This is a genomic window from Kitasatospora sp. NPDC058048, assembly GCF_042885555.1.
Taxonomy (GTDB): Bacteria; Actinomycetota; Actinomycetes; order Streptomycetales; family Streptomycetaceae; genus Kitasatospora; species Kitasatospora lactacystinica.
The window spans coordinates 379,245-395,210 of the sequence record NZ_JBHVRT010000001.1 but is presented as its reverse complement, the minus strand read 5'-3'; the positions used below and the strand labels follow the sequence as shown (position 1 = coordinate 395,210).

The following is a 15,966-nucleotide window of genomic DNA, read 5'->3' as shown; positions in this document are numbered from 1 at the left end:
CTCCCCGCACCCGCGCCTCCTTCGACCGCCGCCGTTCGACCATCGGAGACCATCCCCCGTGAACCCCTACCAGGCGCTACCGGCGCGCTCGTTCTGGCGCTCCGCCGTGGCCGAGCCGGACCCGCTCGCCATCGACGACCTCTGGACGCCCGCGTTCGCGATCGGGCAGGACGAGCCGATCCTCACCGCGGGGTCCTGCTTCGCCGCGCACATCGGCCGTGCCCTGCTGGAGCGGGGCATGAACTGGTGCGACGCGGAGCCGGCCCCGCCGGGGCTGACCGAGCAGGAGCGCAGGGCCCGCCACTACGGGGTGTTCTCGTTCCGCACCGGGAACATCTACACCGCCGCCGTGCTCCGGCAGTGGCTCTCCTGGGCCTTCGGCCGCACGACCCCGCCCACCGGGGCGTGGCTGGACGACGGCAGGTACCACGACCCCTGCCGTCCGTCCGTCGAACCCGGCGGCCACGCCTCGGCCGAGGAGATGCTGGCGGCCCGGGGGACGACCCTCGCCGCCATCCGCGAGGCCGTCACGGAGGCCGGCTGCCTGGTCTTCACCCTGGGCCTGACCGAGGCGTGGCGGGACCGCGCCGACGGCACCGTCCTGCCGTCCTGCCCCGGTACCGTGCGCGGCACCTTCGACCCGGACCGCCACGTCCTCCACCGGTTCACCTTCGACGAGGTCCGCCGCGACCTGACGGACGCCGTGGCACTGGCCCGGGAGGCCAATCCGCGGCTGCGGGTCCTGCTGACCGTCTCACCGGTTCCGCTGACCGCGACCGCGACCGGCGGCCACGCGCTCACCGCCAACACCCACTCCAAGTCGCTGCTGCGGACGGTGGCCGGGCAGCTGACCGAGGACCTCGACGACGTCGACTACTTCCCGTCGTACGAACTCATCACCGGCCTCCCGTTCCGGAGCAGGTTCTACGCGCCGAACCTGCGTGAAGTGACCTCCGAGGGCGTCGACTTCGTCATGCGGCACTTCATGGCCGGGCTGTCGCGGCCCTCGGCGGATCCGCGACCGGTCCGAATCGGTACGCCGGCCGCGGGACCGAAGGGGGTGGACACCTGTGACGACGCCGTCCTCGACTACTACCGCCCCCGCTAGGTTCCTGCTGCTCGGCGACTCGCACGCCGGCCCGATCGGACGAGCCGCGAAGGCCGCTCGGATCCCCTTCCAGGGCGGCCCGATCGGTGCCGGGCGCGAGTTCACCGACGACTTCTTCGCGCCGCGCGAGCACGACGTGGTGTTCCACAAGGCCGAGGCCGACGCCCACTACCGCAGCTTCCTGGCCGGCATGGACGCGGACGGCCTCGGGCACCTCACGGTCCCCCTGGTGTCCACCTTCGGCCTCAGCGCGCACTTCGTCGCCACCCGCGAGAACTGGCACCTCCACCGCGGCCGCGACGGCGGCTTCGCCCCGGGCTTCCTCTCCGGTCCGCTGTTCGACGCCGTCGTCCGCGCCACCGTCCGCGACGCGCTGGCCTTCTACCGCCACGCGCTCGGCCTCGGCCTGCGGGTGCTGGCCGTGCTGCCGCCGCAGCGCGTACCGGAGCAGTCCGACCCGGTGGTGTTCACGGCCGCGCAGGAAACGGTCCGGAGCGCGCTCGACGCGCTCGGCGTCGAGCTCGTCGACCTCCGGTCCCGCACCACCGGACCGGACGGCTTCCAGCGCCCCGAGCTGTGCGAGGCCGACGACTCCATCCACGGCAACCTGGCTTTCGGCCGGCTGGTCCTCGCGGACCTGCTGGCACGCGGGCTGTGACGACACCGAATCCCCCCACCACAGGAGCAGGTCATGGAGCAGTACGAGCTGGACGCGGTCAGGGCCGTCACCACCAGGCCCGCCAGGGAGTACCGGACCGTCACGGTCGCCCCGGTCACTCCGGTGATCGGCGCCGAGGTCTCCGGCGTCGACCTCTCGAAGGAGCTGTCGGACGATCAAGTGGCCGAGCTGAAGCAGGCGTTCCTCGACCACCACGTCCTCGTGTTCCGCGACCAGGAGCTGACGGACGAGGACCACAAGCGCTTCGCCGGGCACTTCGGCGAGCTGCGCCCGGTCAACCCGCCCCCGGTCGACGCGGATCCGTACATCCTGGAGATCAGCACCGGCGCCGAGGCGGACAACGTCGCCGGCAACGGCTGGCACGCCGACGGCACCGCCGACGCCGAACCCTCGCTCGGGTCGATGCTCCACATCACCCGCGTGCCGGAACCGGGCAGCGGCGGCGACACCCTGTTCGCCAACATGCACCTGGCGTACGAGATGCTGTCCCCGACGATGCGCGAGCTGCTCGACGGCCTGACCGCGATCCACGACGGCCTCGTCGCCTTCCAGGGCTACACCCCGCCCGAGGGGTACGTGATTCCCAGGAGCGAACACCCCCTGGTGGTGCGGCACCCCGACACGGACCGCAGGGTCCTCTACGTCAACAAGGCGTACACCGCGCGCATCCCCCAGCTGTCGCCCGACGAGAGCCGGGCCCTGCTCGACCTGCTCTGCGCGCTGCCCGCCCAGCGGCCCCTGCTGAGCTGCCGCATCCGCTGGAGCCCCAACACGCTGGTGTTCTGGGACAACCGCTGCGTCCAGCACCACGCCACGTACGACTACCACCCGCACACCCGCTACGGTCGCCGGGTCGCGATCAACGGCGGGCCGCTCAAGGGCTGAGCCGGTCCGCAGCCGGACCTGAGCCCGGGGCCCGGACCCGGATCCCGGACCCCGGGTCCCGGACTCAGGTCCGGGTCAGGCGGCTTCCGCGTGGGCCAGGCAGGCGGCGAGGCCGTCGGCCAGCCGCGCCCAGGTGGCGCGCTCGCCGCGCTCGTCCCGCCGGTCGGCGTGCACCAGCACCACCGCGCGGACCCGCGCGGACGGCCAGGTCGCGGCGTAGGCGGCCGGGTCCGCCGCCGCGTACGCGGCCGCCACGGCGGCCGCGTTGGCCAGGGCGTTCGCGTCGGCATGGGCCCGCACGTTGGCCGTCGTGTTGAGCTCCGCGTAGGTCTCGCCGTACTGGGCCGCCTCGGCCGCGTCGTAGCCGTTCGCCAGCGCGTAGGAGCCGGCGGCGGCCGCGGCCGCGGCGTGGGCCTCGGCGTACGGGTACGCGTGGTGGAAGAGTTCCCGCAGCTCCGGTTCGAGCGCCGCGCGCCAGGTGCCCTCGTCGACCCGACCGCCGCCCAGGGCGTCCGCGTGCAAGGCGAGCACGCCCTGCTGCGGCGCGACGGACCCGCCGCGCCGTGCGCTCGCCTCGGCCAGCACCGGCCCGACGGCGGAGCAGTACCAGTCGTGGACCACACTGAAGGGCACCCTGCCGTTCAGCCGCTCCAGCTCCCGGTGCACACGGCGTGCCCAGGCCCGCGCGGCGTCGGCGTCCATGCCCTCGAACAGCGCCTCCGACACCTGCGCCAGCCAGGGCGGCACGGCCGGCCCCCCACCCGGCGCCGCCACCCCGACCGGGGCCGACGCGAGCGTGCCGAGGGAGGACCAGAAGGCCGCGAAGGTCTCGGGAGTGGTCATCCGCTCTGCTCCTCAGGGGCTCGTCCCCGACCCGGGCGAGAACGCCGAACCGGTGAAGTCCGCTGGAGCGGTGGAGAAGTGGAGCTTCACCGGCCGCTCCGGTAAGAAGATCGTACAGGCGCGCACACGGCGGGGGAGGTGTTCCCGGGGCGCCCGCACCTCGGCCCGACCGCGATCCACGACGGCCTCGTCGTATACCCCCTGGTCGCAGGAGGGTCGGCGCGGCCTTCTAGCATCGTGTCGCATTCTTCGACGGAGCTGCTGCCCGGTTGGCCGTGTCCCCGCCGTCCCGCACCCCGTACGACACGACGGCTCCACCGCCCGGCGGTGGAGCCGTACATCGAGGAGGAACGTCCATGCAAGCCCGGAAGATCGGCGCGGCCGCCGCCACAGCGGTGGCCCTCCTGGCAGCCCGCGACCTCGTGCAGAAGCGGCACGCGCTGCTCCGGAACTTCCCGGTGGTCGGGCACGCCCGGTACCTGCTGGAGACGATCGGGCCGGAGCTGCGGCAGTACATCGTGACCTCCAACGAGGAGGAGCGCCCGTTCAGCCGTGACCAGCGCACGTGGATCTACGCGTCGGCGAAGGAGGAGAACAACTACTTCGGGTTCGGCACCGAGGTCGACGTCGAGCACGTCCAGGGGCACGCCTACCTGAAGCAGCGCACCTTCGCCGGCACGCTGCCCGACGCGCACGACCCGCAGGCCCCGCTGCCCTCGGCCAAGGTGCTGGGCGGGCCGCGCGGGCGCGCCAAGGCCTTCCGGCCGGCGAGCGTGGTGAACATCTCGGCGATGAGCTTCGGATCGCTCTCCGGCGCGGCCGTCACCGCGCTCAACAAGGGGGCGGCGCTCGCGGGCACGATGCACAACACGGGGGAGGGCGGCCTCTCGCCGTACCACCGCAACGGCGGTGACCTCGTCCTCCAGCTCGGCACGGCGTACTTCGGCTGCCGCAACGAGGACGGCACCTTCAACCTCGACAAGCTCAAGGAGGTGGTCGCCGGCGCGCCCGTCAAGGCGATAGAGATCAAGCTCTCCCAGGGCGCCAAGCCGGGGCTGGGCGGGATGCTGCCGGGCGCGAAGGTGACGGCCGAGATCGCCGGGATCCGCGGCATCCCGGCGGGCCAGGACTGCGCCTCCCCGTCGCGGCACTCCGCGTTCGGCGACGTCGACTCGATGCTCGACTTCGTCGAACTGCTCGCCACCGAGACCGGTCTGCCGGTCGGGGTCAAGAGCGCGGTGGGGGAGATGGGCTTCTGGCAGGAGCTGGCCTCGCTGATGGCGCGCGGCGACCGCGGGGTCGACTTCGTGACGATCGACGGCGGCGAGGGCGGCACCGGGGCGGCGCCGCGGATGTTCGCCGACTCGGTGTCGCTGCCGTTCCGGATGGGCTTCTCCCGGGTCTACGGCACCTTCGCCGAGCTGGGGCTGACCGACGAACTGACCTTCATCGGTTCCGGCAAGCTCGGCCTGCCCGAGAACGCCGCCGTCGCCTTCGCCCTGGGCGTCGACATGATCAACGTGGCCCGTGAGGCGATGCTGTCGATCGGCTGCATCCAGGCACAGAAGTGCCACACCGACAAGTGCCCCACCGGCATCGCCACCCAGAACCCGTGGCTGGCCCGCGGCATCGACCCGGCCTCGAAGGCCGACCGGGCCGCCTCCTACCTGCGCACCCTGCGCAGGGAGCTGATGAAGGTCTCGGCGGCCGTCGGCGTCGCCCACCCGGCACTCATCACGGCCGACGACTTCGAGATCATGAACGGCGACTACGAGGCCCGCACCCTCGCCGGTGTCTACGGCTACAAGGAGGGCTGGGGCGAGCTCGGCCCGCACCTCGCCGAGGAGATCACGGCGCTCCTCACCGGTGAGTCGGCCGCCGTCCGGAAGCCGGCGGTCTGAGGCACCGCCCGAAGCGGCTCCACGGGACCCGCCTCCGGGCCCTCGCGTGACAGCGACCGGTCGTCACGCGAGAGGCCGGGAGGGCCGGGAGGCCGGTGGGACGTGAGGGGTGGCGGGAGGCGGACGGGACCGGAGGGGGTGCCGGGAAGCTGCCGGTCGATCTGCCGCAGCCTCCCGGGACGGCCGCCATAGCCTGGGCGCCCGGCGCGCAGGACCAGGCTGACGCGCCGTCAGAACGGCGGCCCCCGTGGCCCGCCGTCCCGTCCGGAAGGATCCCAAGCCCGCCATGACCACTCTCCGCACCCGGGCCGCCGCCCTGGCGGCCGTCGCCGCCGTCGGGTTCGCCACCCTCACCGCCGGGACCGCCCACGCCGCCGTGGCGGCGCCGTCCCCGGCCGCCCCGTCGGTCGCCCAGGCGCCCGCCGCCGCGCCCGCCGCGGTCGCGGCGCTGTCCACGCCCACCCGCATCCCGGGCAACACCGCGATCTCCCGCAACCAGGCGTGGTACTCGCCGGACGGCCGGGTCATGTTCGCGATGCAGGGCGACGGCAACGTCGTGCTCTACCGCGACAACAAGCCGGTCTGGGTGGCTCCCGGCGCCATGCCCGACGGCAACGTGCTGGTCATGCAGGGCGACGGCAACCTCGTCGTGTACTCCGCCGCCAACACGCCGCTGTGGAACAGCCAGACGGGCGGCCGCCCGGGCGCCGAGCTGGCCATCTACAATGAGGGCGCGATCGCGGTCGTCCTGAACGGCAAGGTCCTGTGGACCTCCGCCCCGTCCACCCCGGCGCCCCTCCCGTCCTGCCCGCCGTGGGGCCCGCCGCTCCCCGGTCAGATCGTCTGGCCGTGGTGCCCGACCTGGCCCTTCCCCGTGTAATCCTCCTGACCGGCTCTGCGGCCCCAGGTCCTCGCCCGCCCGGCGGAGGACCTGGGGCCGTGGGCGTGGGTGCGGACGTGGATCCGGGCTTGTGTGTGGGCCCGATTCCCGTTCCGCGCAGGGGATTAAACGCCCAAGCCGTCGTTCCGTGAGATTCGGCCGTACATCTTGTGCGATGTCATGATCTGGCTCACACTTCCGATTTGCGAACATGTGTGCACAGCCATGTGGGCGCCCTTCACCCTTGCGCCTGCCGGGATCCCCGGCGGTCGGAGGGACGTTCCGTGTCACGCTCCCCCCTGGGAAGAGGACTGATCGTCGCGCTCGCGCGGTCCGCCGACTCCCGCGCCGCCGGCCATCACGACACCCCACTCGCCGAGGGGCCCGGCGGCCGCTGCCGACATCGCGCCCGAGCCCGCGCACCGGGGCAAGGGCAAGGACCACGAGGTGCGGTATGCCGCGCCCGCCGGGTCGTCCGAACCACCCCTCACGCGAAGGAGCTTCGGATGAAGCACCCGCGCACCCCCACCCCCTGGCGCAGGCCGTTCGCCGCCGTCGCGGCGGCCGCCCTCGTCCTGGCCGGCGCGGCCTGGAACGCGAGCCCGGCCGGCGCGTCCGCGGCGCCGGCCCGCGCCGCCGGCGCCGCCACGTCCGGCGCCGACCCGACAGCCCTGACCGTCGACGGCGGCGGACCGGCCCTGGTCCGGGTGAGCAGCGACCCGTTCACCAGCGCCGGCAGCCAGTACGCCACCGAGGTGGAGCCCGACACCTTCGCCTACGGCGGCACGATCGTCTCCGCCGCCCAGGTGGGGCGGTTCACCGACGGCGGGGCGGCCGGCCTCGGCTGGAACACCTCGTCGGACGGCGGGCGCAGCTGGCGGAGCGGCATGCTGCCCGGCCTCACCACCCACTGGGGAGGCGGCAGTTGGGCCCGCGCCTCCGACCCCGCGGTCGCCTACGACGCCAGGCACGGCACCTGGATGGTGGCCGGCCTGGTCATCGACTCGGGACGCAATCCGGTGGGTGTGACCGTCAGCCGCTCCGCCGACGGCCTGCACTGGCAGGACCCGGTGCGGGCGGTCGGCCACGACGGCCAGGCCTACGACAAGGAGTGGATCGTCTGCGACAACACTCCGACCAGCCTGTACTTCGGCACCTGCTACGTCGAGGTCGACATCCCCTCCTCCGACAACCTGATGGTCATGTCCGCCACCCGGGACGGCGGCGCCACCTGGTCCGCCCCGACCGGCCCGTCCGGCGTCAACCTGGGCCTCGGCGGCCAGCCGCTGGTGCGGCCCGACGGGACGGTAGTGGTTCCCTTCTCGACCGACACCACCTCGATCCGCTCCTTCACCTCCACCGACGGCGGCAGGTCCTGGAGCTCCACGGCCCTGGTCGCCGACGTCGTCGCGCACGAGGTCGCGGGCGGGCTGCGCGACGGCGAGGGCCTGCCCTCGGCGGAGATCGACGCCGACGGCAGGGTCTACGTCGCCTGGCAGGACTGCCGCTTCCGGGCCGGCTGCGCGGCCAACGACATCGTCTACGCGAGTTCGGCCGACGGCACCACCTGGTCCGCCGTGACCCGGGTGCCGATCGACCCCACCACCAGCGGTGTCGACCACTTCATCCCCGGCCTCGGCGTCGACCGCACCACCGCCGGTCGCACCGCCAAACTCGGGCTGTACTACTACTTCTACCCGAACACCGACTGCACCGCCGACACCTGCGAGCTGGAGGTCGGCTTCGTCTCCTCCACCAACGGGGGCGCCACCTGGAGCGCGCCGCGGACCGTCGCCGGCCCGATGTCGGTGTCCCGGATCGCCGCCACGAGCGGGGGCGGCATGGTCGGTGACTACCTCTCCACGTCCGTCCTCCACGGCAGGGCCGTGGCCGTCTTCGCGGTCGGCAGGACGCCGACCGGCGGCCAGGCCTTCGACGAGGCCATGTACGCCGTCGCGGGCGGCCTCGCCGTCCGGCCCGGCACCGTTCCCTCCAGTACCGGGCCGGTCGTCGTCACCGCACCGCCCGACCGGGAACGGCACCGTTCGCCGGTGGCCAGCTGGTGACCCGCCGCTGACCGGTCGGGCCCGTCCTCCCACCCGACGGGAGGACGGGCCCGCCCTACAGCGGCAGTTCGACCACCAGGGGCCGGTGGTCCGAGATCGGCGTCCTGGGCGCCCGCACCGAAGCCGCCCGGTGCGGTTCGAGCCCGGCTGCGAGGACGTGGTCGAGCTGCACCAGGGGGCGGTGCGACGGAAAGGTCCGGACCCGGGCCGGTTGACGCCAGCCGGAGCGGGACGGCGGGCCGATCGGCCGGGGCTTCGAGGACCCCGACGGGGAGAGGAGTTCGGCCGCGCCGAGCGCGAGGGCGGGAAGCGTGCCGACGATGTTGAAGTCGCCCAGCAGGACGTGCGGCCGGGGAAGGTCGGCGATCCAGCGGTGCACGGCGAGCAGTTGGCCGACGTTCCACCCCGGGACGAACGACAGGTGCAGTGCCACCGCGGTGAACGGGCCGCGCCGCCCCTGCAGGACGGCGGCCAGGGCCACGCGCGGATGGTCGCGGATCACCGTGAGGCCCGCCCGCCCGGGAAGGCGCAGCGGGACGGCGAGGGGAGGCGCGCCGAACCGCCGGGCCCGCCAGCCGAGGACCGGCAGCCTGGACAGCAGCGCGATGCCGTGCGAGGGAACCTCGCCGTCGTGGCCCGCGCCCGGCGGACCGTACACCCGCAGCCCCGGTTCGGACCGGTCGCGGACCCAGGTCCGGCCCGGCAGGGCCCGGGCGTGGAAGGCCGAGGCGTAGCGCCAGTCCGCGGCACCGGTCGCCTCGGCGACCGCCCGCGCCTGGTCCACCCGGCCCGACCGCTGCTGGAAGCGGTCGAGCTCCTGCAGCGCCACCACCTCGGCGTCCAGCGACGCGACGGCGTCGACGAGCGGGCGCGCGGTGGCGTCGCCGGAGGCCGTCGTCGGCGGGTGGCCGTCGGCCGGGAACCGCTGCCCGTGCAGGACGTTGAAGGTCGCCAGGCGCACCAGCGCGGAGCCGATCATGGATGGACGGTACAGCAACGGGCCGGGCCGCATCGGCGCCCTCGCTCAGCCGCTCTTCCCCGGCTTCTCGCTCTCCTCGGGCTTCTCGGTGGTGCGGGCCCAGGCGGTGCGGCGCTGGGATTCGTGTTCCTGGGCGAGGCGGCGCAGGACGGCGAGGACCGGTTCGAGGAGGAGGACGACGATGGCGGCGTGCTCGGCGAGCCGCAGGGGGTCCTTGATGCCTTCGAGCTGGTCGAGGTCGAGGCGTGCGGCGGTGGCGGCGACCTCGGCGTAGGGGAGGAGGTCCTCGGTGCGGTAGCTGACGCCGAGGCGGTCGAGGTCCATCAGGCTCGCGGCGAGGGCCCGGCGGTGCGGCGAGTCCCCGGAGACGGCCCAGCCCATGGCGGCGAGCAGTTCGTCGACCCGGTGCGCCTGCTGGTCCACCGCCTCCGTCTCGGCGGCGTCCACGGGGGTGGGCAGGGCGTAGTGGACGACTCCGAGCCTGGCGAGCGGGTCGAGGGGCTCGTCGAGTGCGGCGAGGACGTCGCGGGTGGCGGCGATGGACAGGCCGCCGCGGGCGGTCAGGGCGCGGATCAGCCGCAGTCGCTGGACGTGTTCGTCGCCGTAGAGCGTGAGCGTGGCGCCGAGCGGCCGTCCGGGCGGCAGCAGGCCCTCGCGTACGTAGTACTTGATGGTGGCGACCGGTGTCCCGGACTGCCGGCTCAGGTCGGAGATCTTCATGCGCGCTCTCGCTCGGACTCGGTGTCTGTGATCAGTCTCGCAGGCCGTCGAATGGACTCCGTTCACTGATAGTGCCACTATCGGGCTGGATAGTGAAGGTTCCAGTTGGGCTTTTGAACAGCCACAACGCCGGGAACCGGCTGTTCGTCCCTACCTGGAGCGCCGTCACGGCGCGATACCGCAACCGGAGCACCATGCCAGCCCCAAGCCCCACCGGAACCGGGCGCCACGCCACGACCCCTGCCCCGCCCCGGAACTCCGGGAGGAGTGATGTCTGAGCCGAGCCGTGCCGTGAACGTGAGTGCCCGCGGACTGCTGCGCAGGAAGAGCCTGTGGCTGCCGTCGGCGGTGATCCTCGGCTTGCTGTCGTTCGTCCTGTCCCTGCTCTACCTGGGGGCCAACAACGACCCGGTCGGCTCGACGAAGGACATGCCGATCGCGCTGGTCAACGCGGACCGCGGCACCCAGGTGGCCGGCCAGCGGATCGACCTGGGCGCGCAGATCGTCGCGCAGGTCACCGGGGCCGACGACCTGAAGGGCAAGGTCTCCTGGAAGCAGGTCGACCGCGCCACCGCCGACGACCTCCTGGGCAAGGACAAGGTGTTCGGGGCGCTCGTCATCCCGGACGACTTCTCCGCCACGGTCGCCGCACTCGCCGGACCGGCCCAGCACGACCCGCACCCCCCGACCATCACGGTGCTGACCAACCCCGCGGCCGGAAGCTTCGGCTCCTCCATGGCCACGGAGATCAACCGCAACGTCGTCCAGGCCACGTCCGTCCAGCTCGGCCATCAGCTCACCGAGCAGCTCGCGAAGCAGCAGGCCGCGCACCAGGCGGGCGCGCCCGCGGCGGACGGTTCCGCGGCGCACCAGGCCGCGCCGGGTGCCGCCGCCCAGCTGATGGTCACCGACCCGGTCAAGGCCGTGATCCAGGAGGGCCACCCGCTCGGCCACCACAGCGGCCTCGGCCTGAGCGCCTTCTTCTACACCCTCGTCCTGGTCCTGGGCGGCATGCTCGGCGCCAACGTGATCCACACCCAGGTGGACACGGCGCTCGGCTACATCTCCAGTGAGAAGGGCCCGTTCCGCAGCACGGCACCCGCCCAGCACATCAGCCGGACCCGCCACTTCGCGGTCGCCTCGGTGCTCATGGTCGCCCTCTCCGCGCTGACCTCGGCCCTCGCGATGGCCGCCGCCGTCGGCGTCATCGGCATCGACGCCTCCCACCTGCCCCTGCTGTGGCTCTTCGGGACCTGCGCCACGGCCGCGATGGGCATCACCGCGCTGGCCCTGCTCGCCGCCTTCGGCACCCCGGGCCCGATCGTGTCCATGCTGGTGCTGGTCGGCCTGGCGATCCCGTCCGCCGGTGCCACCATCCCGCTGCAGGCGCTGCCGGACTTCTACCGGTTCCTGGCCGACTTCGAGCCCTTCCGCCAGGTGGTCGACGGAGTCCGCTCCATCCTCTACTTCGGCGCGCAGGCCGACGCCGGACTCGGCCGTGCCTGGGCCATGGTCGGCATCGGCTTCGCGATCTCCGTCGCCCTCGGCCTCGCCGTCACCCGCCTCTACGACCGCAAGGGGCTGCACCGCAGCCCCGCCCGCGCGCCGCAGCCGGCCCCGGCGGCCGGGTGACCCGCCCGTGACGGGTCCGGTGCCGGCCCTCCCCGGGTCGGCACCGGACCCGCGCCGTGACCGCCGGTCCGCCGGGCGCCGCCTCGGAGACAGCAGCCGGCGGCGAGCGCGCGAACCGATGAACCGGCGACCCGACGAACCAGCACCACCGAGAGAACCGCCATGTCCCAGGACGCGCCCGCACCCCCGCCCCCGTCGGCCCCGCCCGTACGGCCGCTCGACCGCATGTACCGCATCATCGCGCTCTGGAAGGGGCACCTGGCGCCCGCCCTCAAGGAGCACGGGCTCACCGTCGCCCACTTCCACGTCCTCGCGGTCCTGCGCCGGGCCGGGCCCTCCCACCGCCTGACCACCGGACAACTGGCCGCCGGCGAGATGGTCACCGGCTCCGGCATGACGGCCCGCGCGGACCAGCTGGAACGCAAGGGCCTGATCGCCCGTGAGCGCGACGAACGCGACCGCCGCATCATCCACCTCAGGCTCACCGACCGCGGCCTGTGCCTCGTCGACCAGGTCATCGCCCGGCACCGCCTGATGGAACAGCGGTTGATGGCCGGGCTCGACGACGGGGAACGCCAGGCCCTCGCCGGCCTGCTCACCCGGCTGGAACACCTCCTCGAAGGCCACAGCGGCGCGCCCTGGCCCGGTCGGCAGTCCTGACCGGACTCGCGCCCTCGTGCCCTCGCGTCGTCGTGCCCGTTGCTGCGCGACTCCCGTGGCCGTTTCGCTCCCGCCGTCACCTTCGCGACGGCGGGAGCGTCCGCGTTCCGGTGCGCGCTGCCCGGCCGGTCCTGGGGGAGAGGGGGTGAAACGGCCGGACCGGTGGGGGCGAACGGGCGTCGTCGAGCACGGGAGGAGGGCGGTGCCGGGGCGGGCTCCGGCGAGTTGCAGCGGGTGTGGGACCGGCTGACACTCGCAGCAGGAGCGGTGGCGCCGACGGGTCGGCCGCCGCGCCCGCCCCGGGAGATGAGAACGGTCATGGCGTACGAGCCGGAGAGCCCCTTCCGGTCGCCCATCGTGGGTGACCTCAACCTGTCCCCGCCCGCCGTCGTGCTCCGCGAGGCCGCGGAGCCCGCGGCCGACCCGGAGCGGCAGGTGCCGATGCTGATCGAGCTGAACCTGCGCTTTCCCGGCGGACTCCAGGCGGTCCGCGACGAGTTCTACGCGCTCTGGGAGCACTACGCGGCGCGGTCGAGCGGGTGGTGGCCGGTGGAGGTCACCTCGGGGAGCCACGTGCAGCCCGAGGTGCCGCAGGGGCTCGCGCTGGTCGCGCCGAAGCTGTACCAGACCGTCCTCTCCCGGGGGGACCTCCACGAGCTGGTGGAGGACGACCGGCAGTCCGCCGTCCGGACCGGGCGGCCGCCCGTCATCTTCCGGGTGTGGCCGGACTATCCGCTGGATCCCCAGATCGACCGCTCGGCACCCACCGTGAAGGCCAACGCCGCCTGGCGCGCCTACGACGCGCGCGGCAGCGGGATCGTGTGGGCGGTCATCGACAGCGGCATCGACGCGGCCCACCCGCACTTCTCCCGGCTGGAGCTCGCGGCCGAGGGGCGGGGCGAGGACCTGCCGCAGGGGCGGACCACCCGGTTGCACCGCGACTTCAGCTTCCTGGTGAACCCGGACGACCCCGTGGCGCAGCCGCCCGGCGGAGCGCCGGGCCAGAACCCGCCGTCGCCGCTCGTGGACGACAGCGGGCACGGCACGCACGTCGCCGGCATCATCGCGGGCTGCACCCCGGAGGGCATGACGCCGCGGGTGGCGACGCCGGACGAGCCCGGGGACGGCGGATTCGTCGCCAGGACCGGCGCGGACCGGCTGTCCGGGATGGCGCCGGACTGCGATCTGGTCAGCATCAAGGTCATGAGGCTCAGCCGCCAGGGCACCTATGTGACCTCCTCCAGCGCGGTCATCCGCGCGCTGACCTACCTGCGGACCGAGGTCAACGTGGACCCGGCGGTGCTGCGCGTGCACGGCGTCAACATGAGCCTCGGCTGCGAGTGGAGGCCCGACCAGTACGCCGCGGGCCAGTCGCCGCTCTGCCAGGCCGTGGGCCAGGTGGTCGCCTCCGGCGTGGTCGTGGTGATCTCGGCCGGCAACTTCGGTGCCCGGAGCACGGCCCGGGACACCGCCAACACCTCGGCCGTCATGGGCTCGATCACCGAACCGGCACACGCCGAGGACTGCATCGCGGTCGGCTCCACCCACCGGGAGGCGCCGCACGCGTTCGGCGTCACCTGGACCTCGGGGAAGGGCCCGACGCTCGACGGCCGGATGAAGCCGGACGTCGTGGCGCCCGGCGAGTGGATCGCCTCGGCGGCCAGTGGTGACGTGCGGGCCACCGCCGGGCTGACCCCGGCCCCGGGGGGTCCGGTGCCGGAGAGTCTGCTGACGTACGCCGAGCAGTCCGGCACCTCGATGGCGGCGCCGCACGTGTCCGGTGTGATCGCGGCCTTCCTGTCCGCCCGCCCGGAGTTCATCGGCCGACCCCGGGAGGTCAAGAGCCTGCTCACCGCCTCCGCCACCGACCTCGGCCGGGAGCGGTACGCCCAGGGGGCGGGCCTGGTGGACCTGATGCGGATGCTGGCGAACGTGTGACGAACCGGCGAACCGACGAACTGATGAACCGGCGAACCGACGCACGGACGAACCGACGAACGGCCACCCGAAAGGTCATGTGCGATGAGGCGACTGCCGACCGACGAGCCCGTGTGGGACCTCACCTTCGACGAGAAGGGGGTGCTGACCGCGCCGGCGGCGGGTGACTTCCTCGACGAGGTGACGGCCGAGGGGGTCACGGACCTGTTCGTGTTCAGCCACGGGTGGGGTGTGGACGAACAGAGCGCCCGCGAGCTCTACGACGTGATGTTCCCGCTGATCCGGCAGGCCGGCAGCGGTGCGGCGAACCTGGGCACGCTGGGGTTCGCGGGGGTCTACTGGCCCGCGCTCTGGTTCCCGCCCACGCCGGCGACCCCGCCACCGGCGGTCGCCTCGCCCCAGGCCGGGGACGGCGCCCTGCTGGACCTCAGCGCCGGAACGGCGGCCGTCTCCGGGGTGGACATCGCCGCGTCGCTGGGCAAGGGCTTCGCCGACCCCGAGCAGCAGCAGACAGTGGCCGAGATCGGCCGACGCATCGACGAGGCGGTGGCGGCGGCCGGTGCGGCCGAGACCGATGCGGCCAAGGAGCAACGACTGCTGGGGATCCACGAGTTGATCCGGTCCCTGGTGCCGCCGCCCGGGCCCGACGGCGAGTTCGAGGACGCGGGCGAGACCGCGCTGCTCCTGGACACCGATCCGAGGACGTCGTACCAGGCCGCCGCCGAGGCCTTCGGCAGCGCGCCACCCGGCTCCTCCACGCAGGGCATCGGCGACTGGTTCCAGCACGCCGTGAACGGCGCGAAGGACGTGCTGCGGGTGCTCTCGTTCTCGATCATGAAGGCCCGGGCCGGCGACATCGGCCGGGGCGGCCTGGGGCCGCTGCTGGCCACCCTGCACGGCCGCTCGCCCGGCCTGCGGGTGCACCTCCTCGGCCACAGCTTCGGTGCCCGGCTGGTCTCCTTCACCCTGGCCGGCGTCGGCGCCCCCGCCGACAGCCCGGTCACCTCGCTCCTGCTCATCCAGGGGGCGTTCTCGCACTGGTGCTTCGCCCACGCCCAGGACAACCCCTTCGGCAGTGCGGGTGCGCTGAACGCCTTCGCGGACCGGGTGCACGGCCCGCTCGTCTCCACCTACAGCGTCCACGACTGGGCCGTCGGCGTGTGGTACCCGAAGGCGTCCTTCCTCGCCCGCCAGGACTCCGAGGCCGATGTCGCCGGACGCTGGGACGGCATGGGCGCGGACGGGTACCAGGCCGTGGCGCCGACCGGGGACCGGGTGATGCCGGCTGAGGGCGGCATCGACTACGCCTTCGTGCCCGGGACCTTCTACCGGGTGAACGCCGCCGCCGTCATCAACAACGTGGAGGGCGAGCCGTTCTCCGGTGCGCACTCCGACATCCGCAAGCCCCAGGTCGCCACGCTCGCGGCGGCCGCCGCCGCGGCGCACGGGTAGCGGGGGCGGCGGTGGACTGACCACGGCCGTCGTACCACGCCGCCGCCCGGCCCGCTCGTACGGAGCGGACCGGGCGGCGGCGTGCGGTCGGTCGCGATGTCGGGCCGCGCCCCCGCAATTGGTCCAGACCTAATTGGTCCAGACCTATTGACTCCCCTTGCCGTCCCTCCTACGATCCGGTCCGGCACAGCCCCACATGTTTCCCCCACCTCACCCAGAGCCG

At 73.6% G+C, this 15,966-nt stretch carries 13 protein-coding genes; 10 read left to right on the top strand and 3 right to left on the bottom strand.

What is annotated here, in order from left to right:
* The first annotated feature begins 58 nt into the window (after positions 1-58).
* The 3 genes from ACFVVA_RS01520 to ACFVVA_RS01510 are packed head-to-tail and all read left to right on the top strand — an operon-like array spanning position 59 to position 2,672.
* A complete protein-coding gene (locus ACFVVA_RS01520) occupies positions 59-1,108 on the top strand; it encodes a GSCFA domain-containing protein (RefSeq protein WP_387684578.1) in 1,050 nt (349 codons plus the stop codon).
* Positions 1,071-1,766, top strand: a complete 696-nt coding sequence (locus ACFVVA_RS01515; protein WP_387684576.1) for a hypothetical protein — start codon at positions 1,071-1,073, stop codon at positions 1,764-1,766. The genes ACFVVA_RS01520 and ACFVVA_RS01515 overlap by 38 nt, the downstream gene beginning before the upstream one ends.
* Before the next feature lie 33 nt (positions 1,767-1,799).
* Positions 1,800-2,672: a TauD/TfdA dioxygenase family protein gene (locus ACFVVA_RS01510; protein ID WP_387684575.1), complete on the top strand. Its 873-nt coding sequence runs from the start codon at positions 1,800-1,802 to the stop codon at positions 2,670-2,672.
* Between the two features lie 75 nt (positions 2,673-2,747).
* Here the strand turns inward: ACFVVA_RS01510 and ACFVVA_RS01505 are convergent, their stop codons facing one another.
* On the bottom strand, positions 2,748-3,515 hold the full coding sequence (locus ACFVVA_RS01505) for a SpcZ (protein WP_387684573.1): 768 nt from the start codon (positions 3,513-3,515) through the stop codon (positions 2,748-2,750).
* Positions 3,516-3,871: 356 nt separating this feature from the next.
* On the opposite strand from ACFVVA_RS01505, the gene ACFVVA_RS01500 reads away from it, so the two are divergent.
* From ACFVVA_RS01500 to ACFVVA_RS01490, 3 genes are all read left to right on the top strand, one after another.
* Positions 3,872-5,416, top strand: a complete 1,545-nt coding sequence (locus tag ACFVVA_RS01500) for an FMN-binding glutamate synthase family protein (RefSeq protein WP_387684571.1) — start codon at positions 3,872-3,874, stop codon at positions 5,414-5,416.
* A gap of 286 nt (positions 5,417-5,702) precedes the next feature.
* Entirely contained in the window at positions 5,703-6,296 is a 594-nt protein-coding gene (locus tag ACFVVA_RS01495; protein WP_387684569.1) for a hypothetical protein, read from the top strand.
* Between the two features lie 506 nt (positions 6,297-6,802).
* Entirely contained in the window at positions 6,803-8,362 is a 1,560-nt protein-coding gene (locus ACFVVA_RS01490) for a sialidase family protein (RefSeq protein ID WP_387684567.1), read from the top strand.
* Positions 8,363-8,417: 55 nt separating this feature from the next.
* On the opposite strand, the gene ACFVVA_RS01485 is transcribed toward ACFVVA_RS01490, so the two are convergent.
* Positions 8,418-9,341, bottom strand: a complete 924-nt coding sequence (locus ACFVVA_RS01485; RefSeq protein WP_387684565.1) for an endonuclease/exonuclease/phosphatase family protein — start codon at positions 9,339-9,341, stop codon at positions 8,418-8,420.
* A gap of 45 nt (positions 9,342-9,386) precedes the next feature.
* Complete coding sequence (locus tag ACFVVA_RS01480; protein WP_387684564.1) at positions 9,387-10,061, bottom strand: MerR family transcriptional regulator; 675 nt, start codon at positions 10,059-10,061, stop codon at positions 9,387-9,389.
* A 270-nt stretch (positions 10,062-10,331) separates the two neighbouring features.
* Between ACFVVA_RS01480 and ACFVVA_RS01475 the strand changes: the two genes are divergently transcribed.
* The 4 genes from ACFVVA_RS01475 to ACFVVA_RS01460 all read left to right on the top strand — a co-directional run bounded on the left by ACFVVA_RS01475 (position 10,332) and on the right by ACFVVA_RS01460 (position 15,743).
* Complete coding sequence (locus ACFVVA_RS01475; protein WP_387684562.1) at positions 10,332-11,693, top strand: DUF3533 domain-containing protein; 1,362 nt, start codon at positions 10,332-10,334, stop codon at positions 11,691-11,693.
* 162 nt (positions 11,694-11,855) lie between these two features.
* The gene (locus ACFVVA_RS01470) at positions 11,856-12,353 is read left to right on the top strand and encodes a MarR family winged helix-turn-helix transcriptional regulator (protein ID WP_387684560.1); all 498 of its coding nucleotides are present in this window, start codon (positions 11,856-11,858) and stop codon (positions 12,351-12,353) included.
* A 318-nt stretch (positions 12,354-12,671) separates the two neighbouring features.
* A complete protein-coding gene (locus ACFVVA_RS01465) occupies positions 12,672-14,291 on the top strand; it encodes a S8 family peptidase (protein ID WP_387684558.1) in 1,620 nt (539 codons plus the stop codon).
* Between the two features lie 84 nt (positions 14,292-14,375).
* The gene (locus tag ACFVVA_RS01460; protein ID WP_387684556.1) at positions 14,376-15,743 is read left to right on the top strand and encodes a hypothetical protein; all 1,368 of its coding nucleotides are present in this window, start codon (positions 14,376-14,378) and stop codon (positions 15,741-15,743) included.
* Positions 15,744-15,966: the final 223 nt, after the last annotated feature.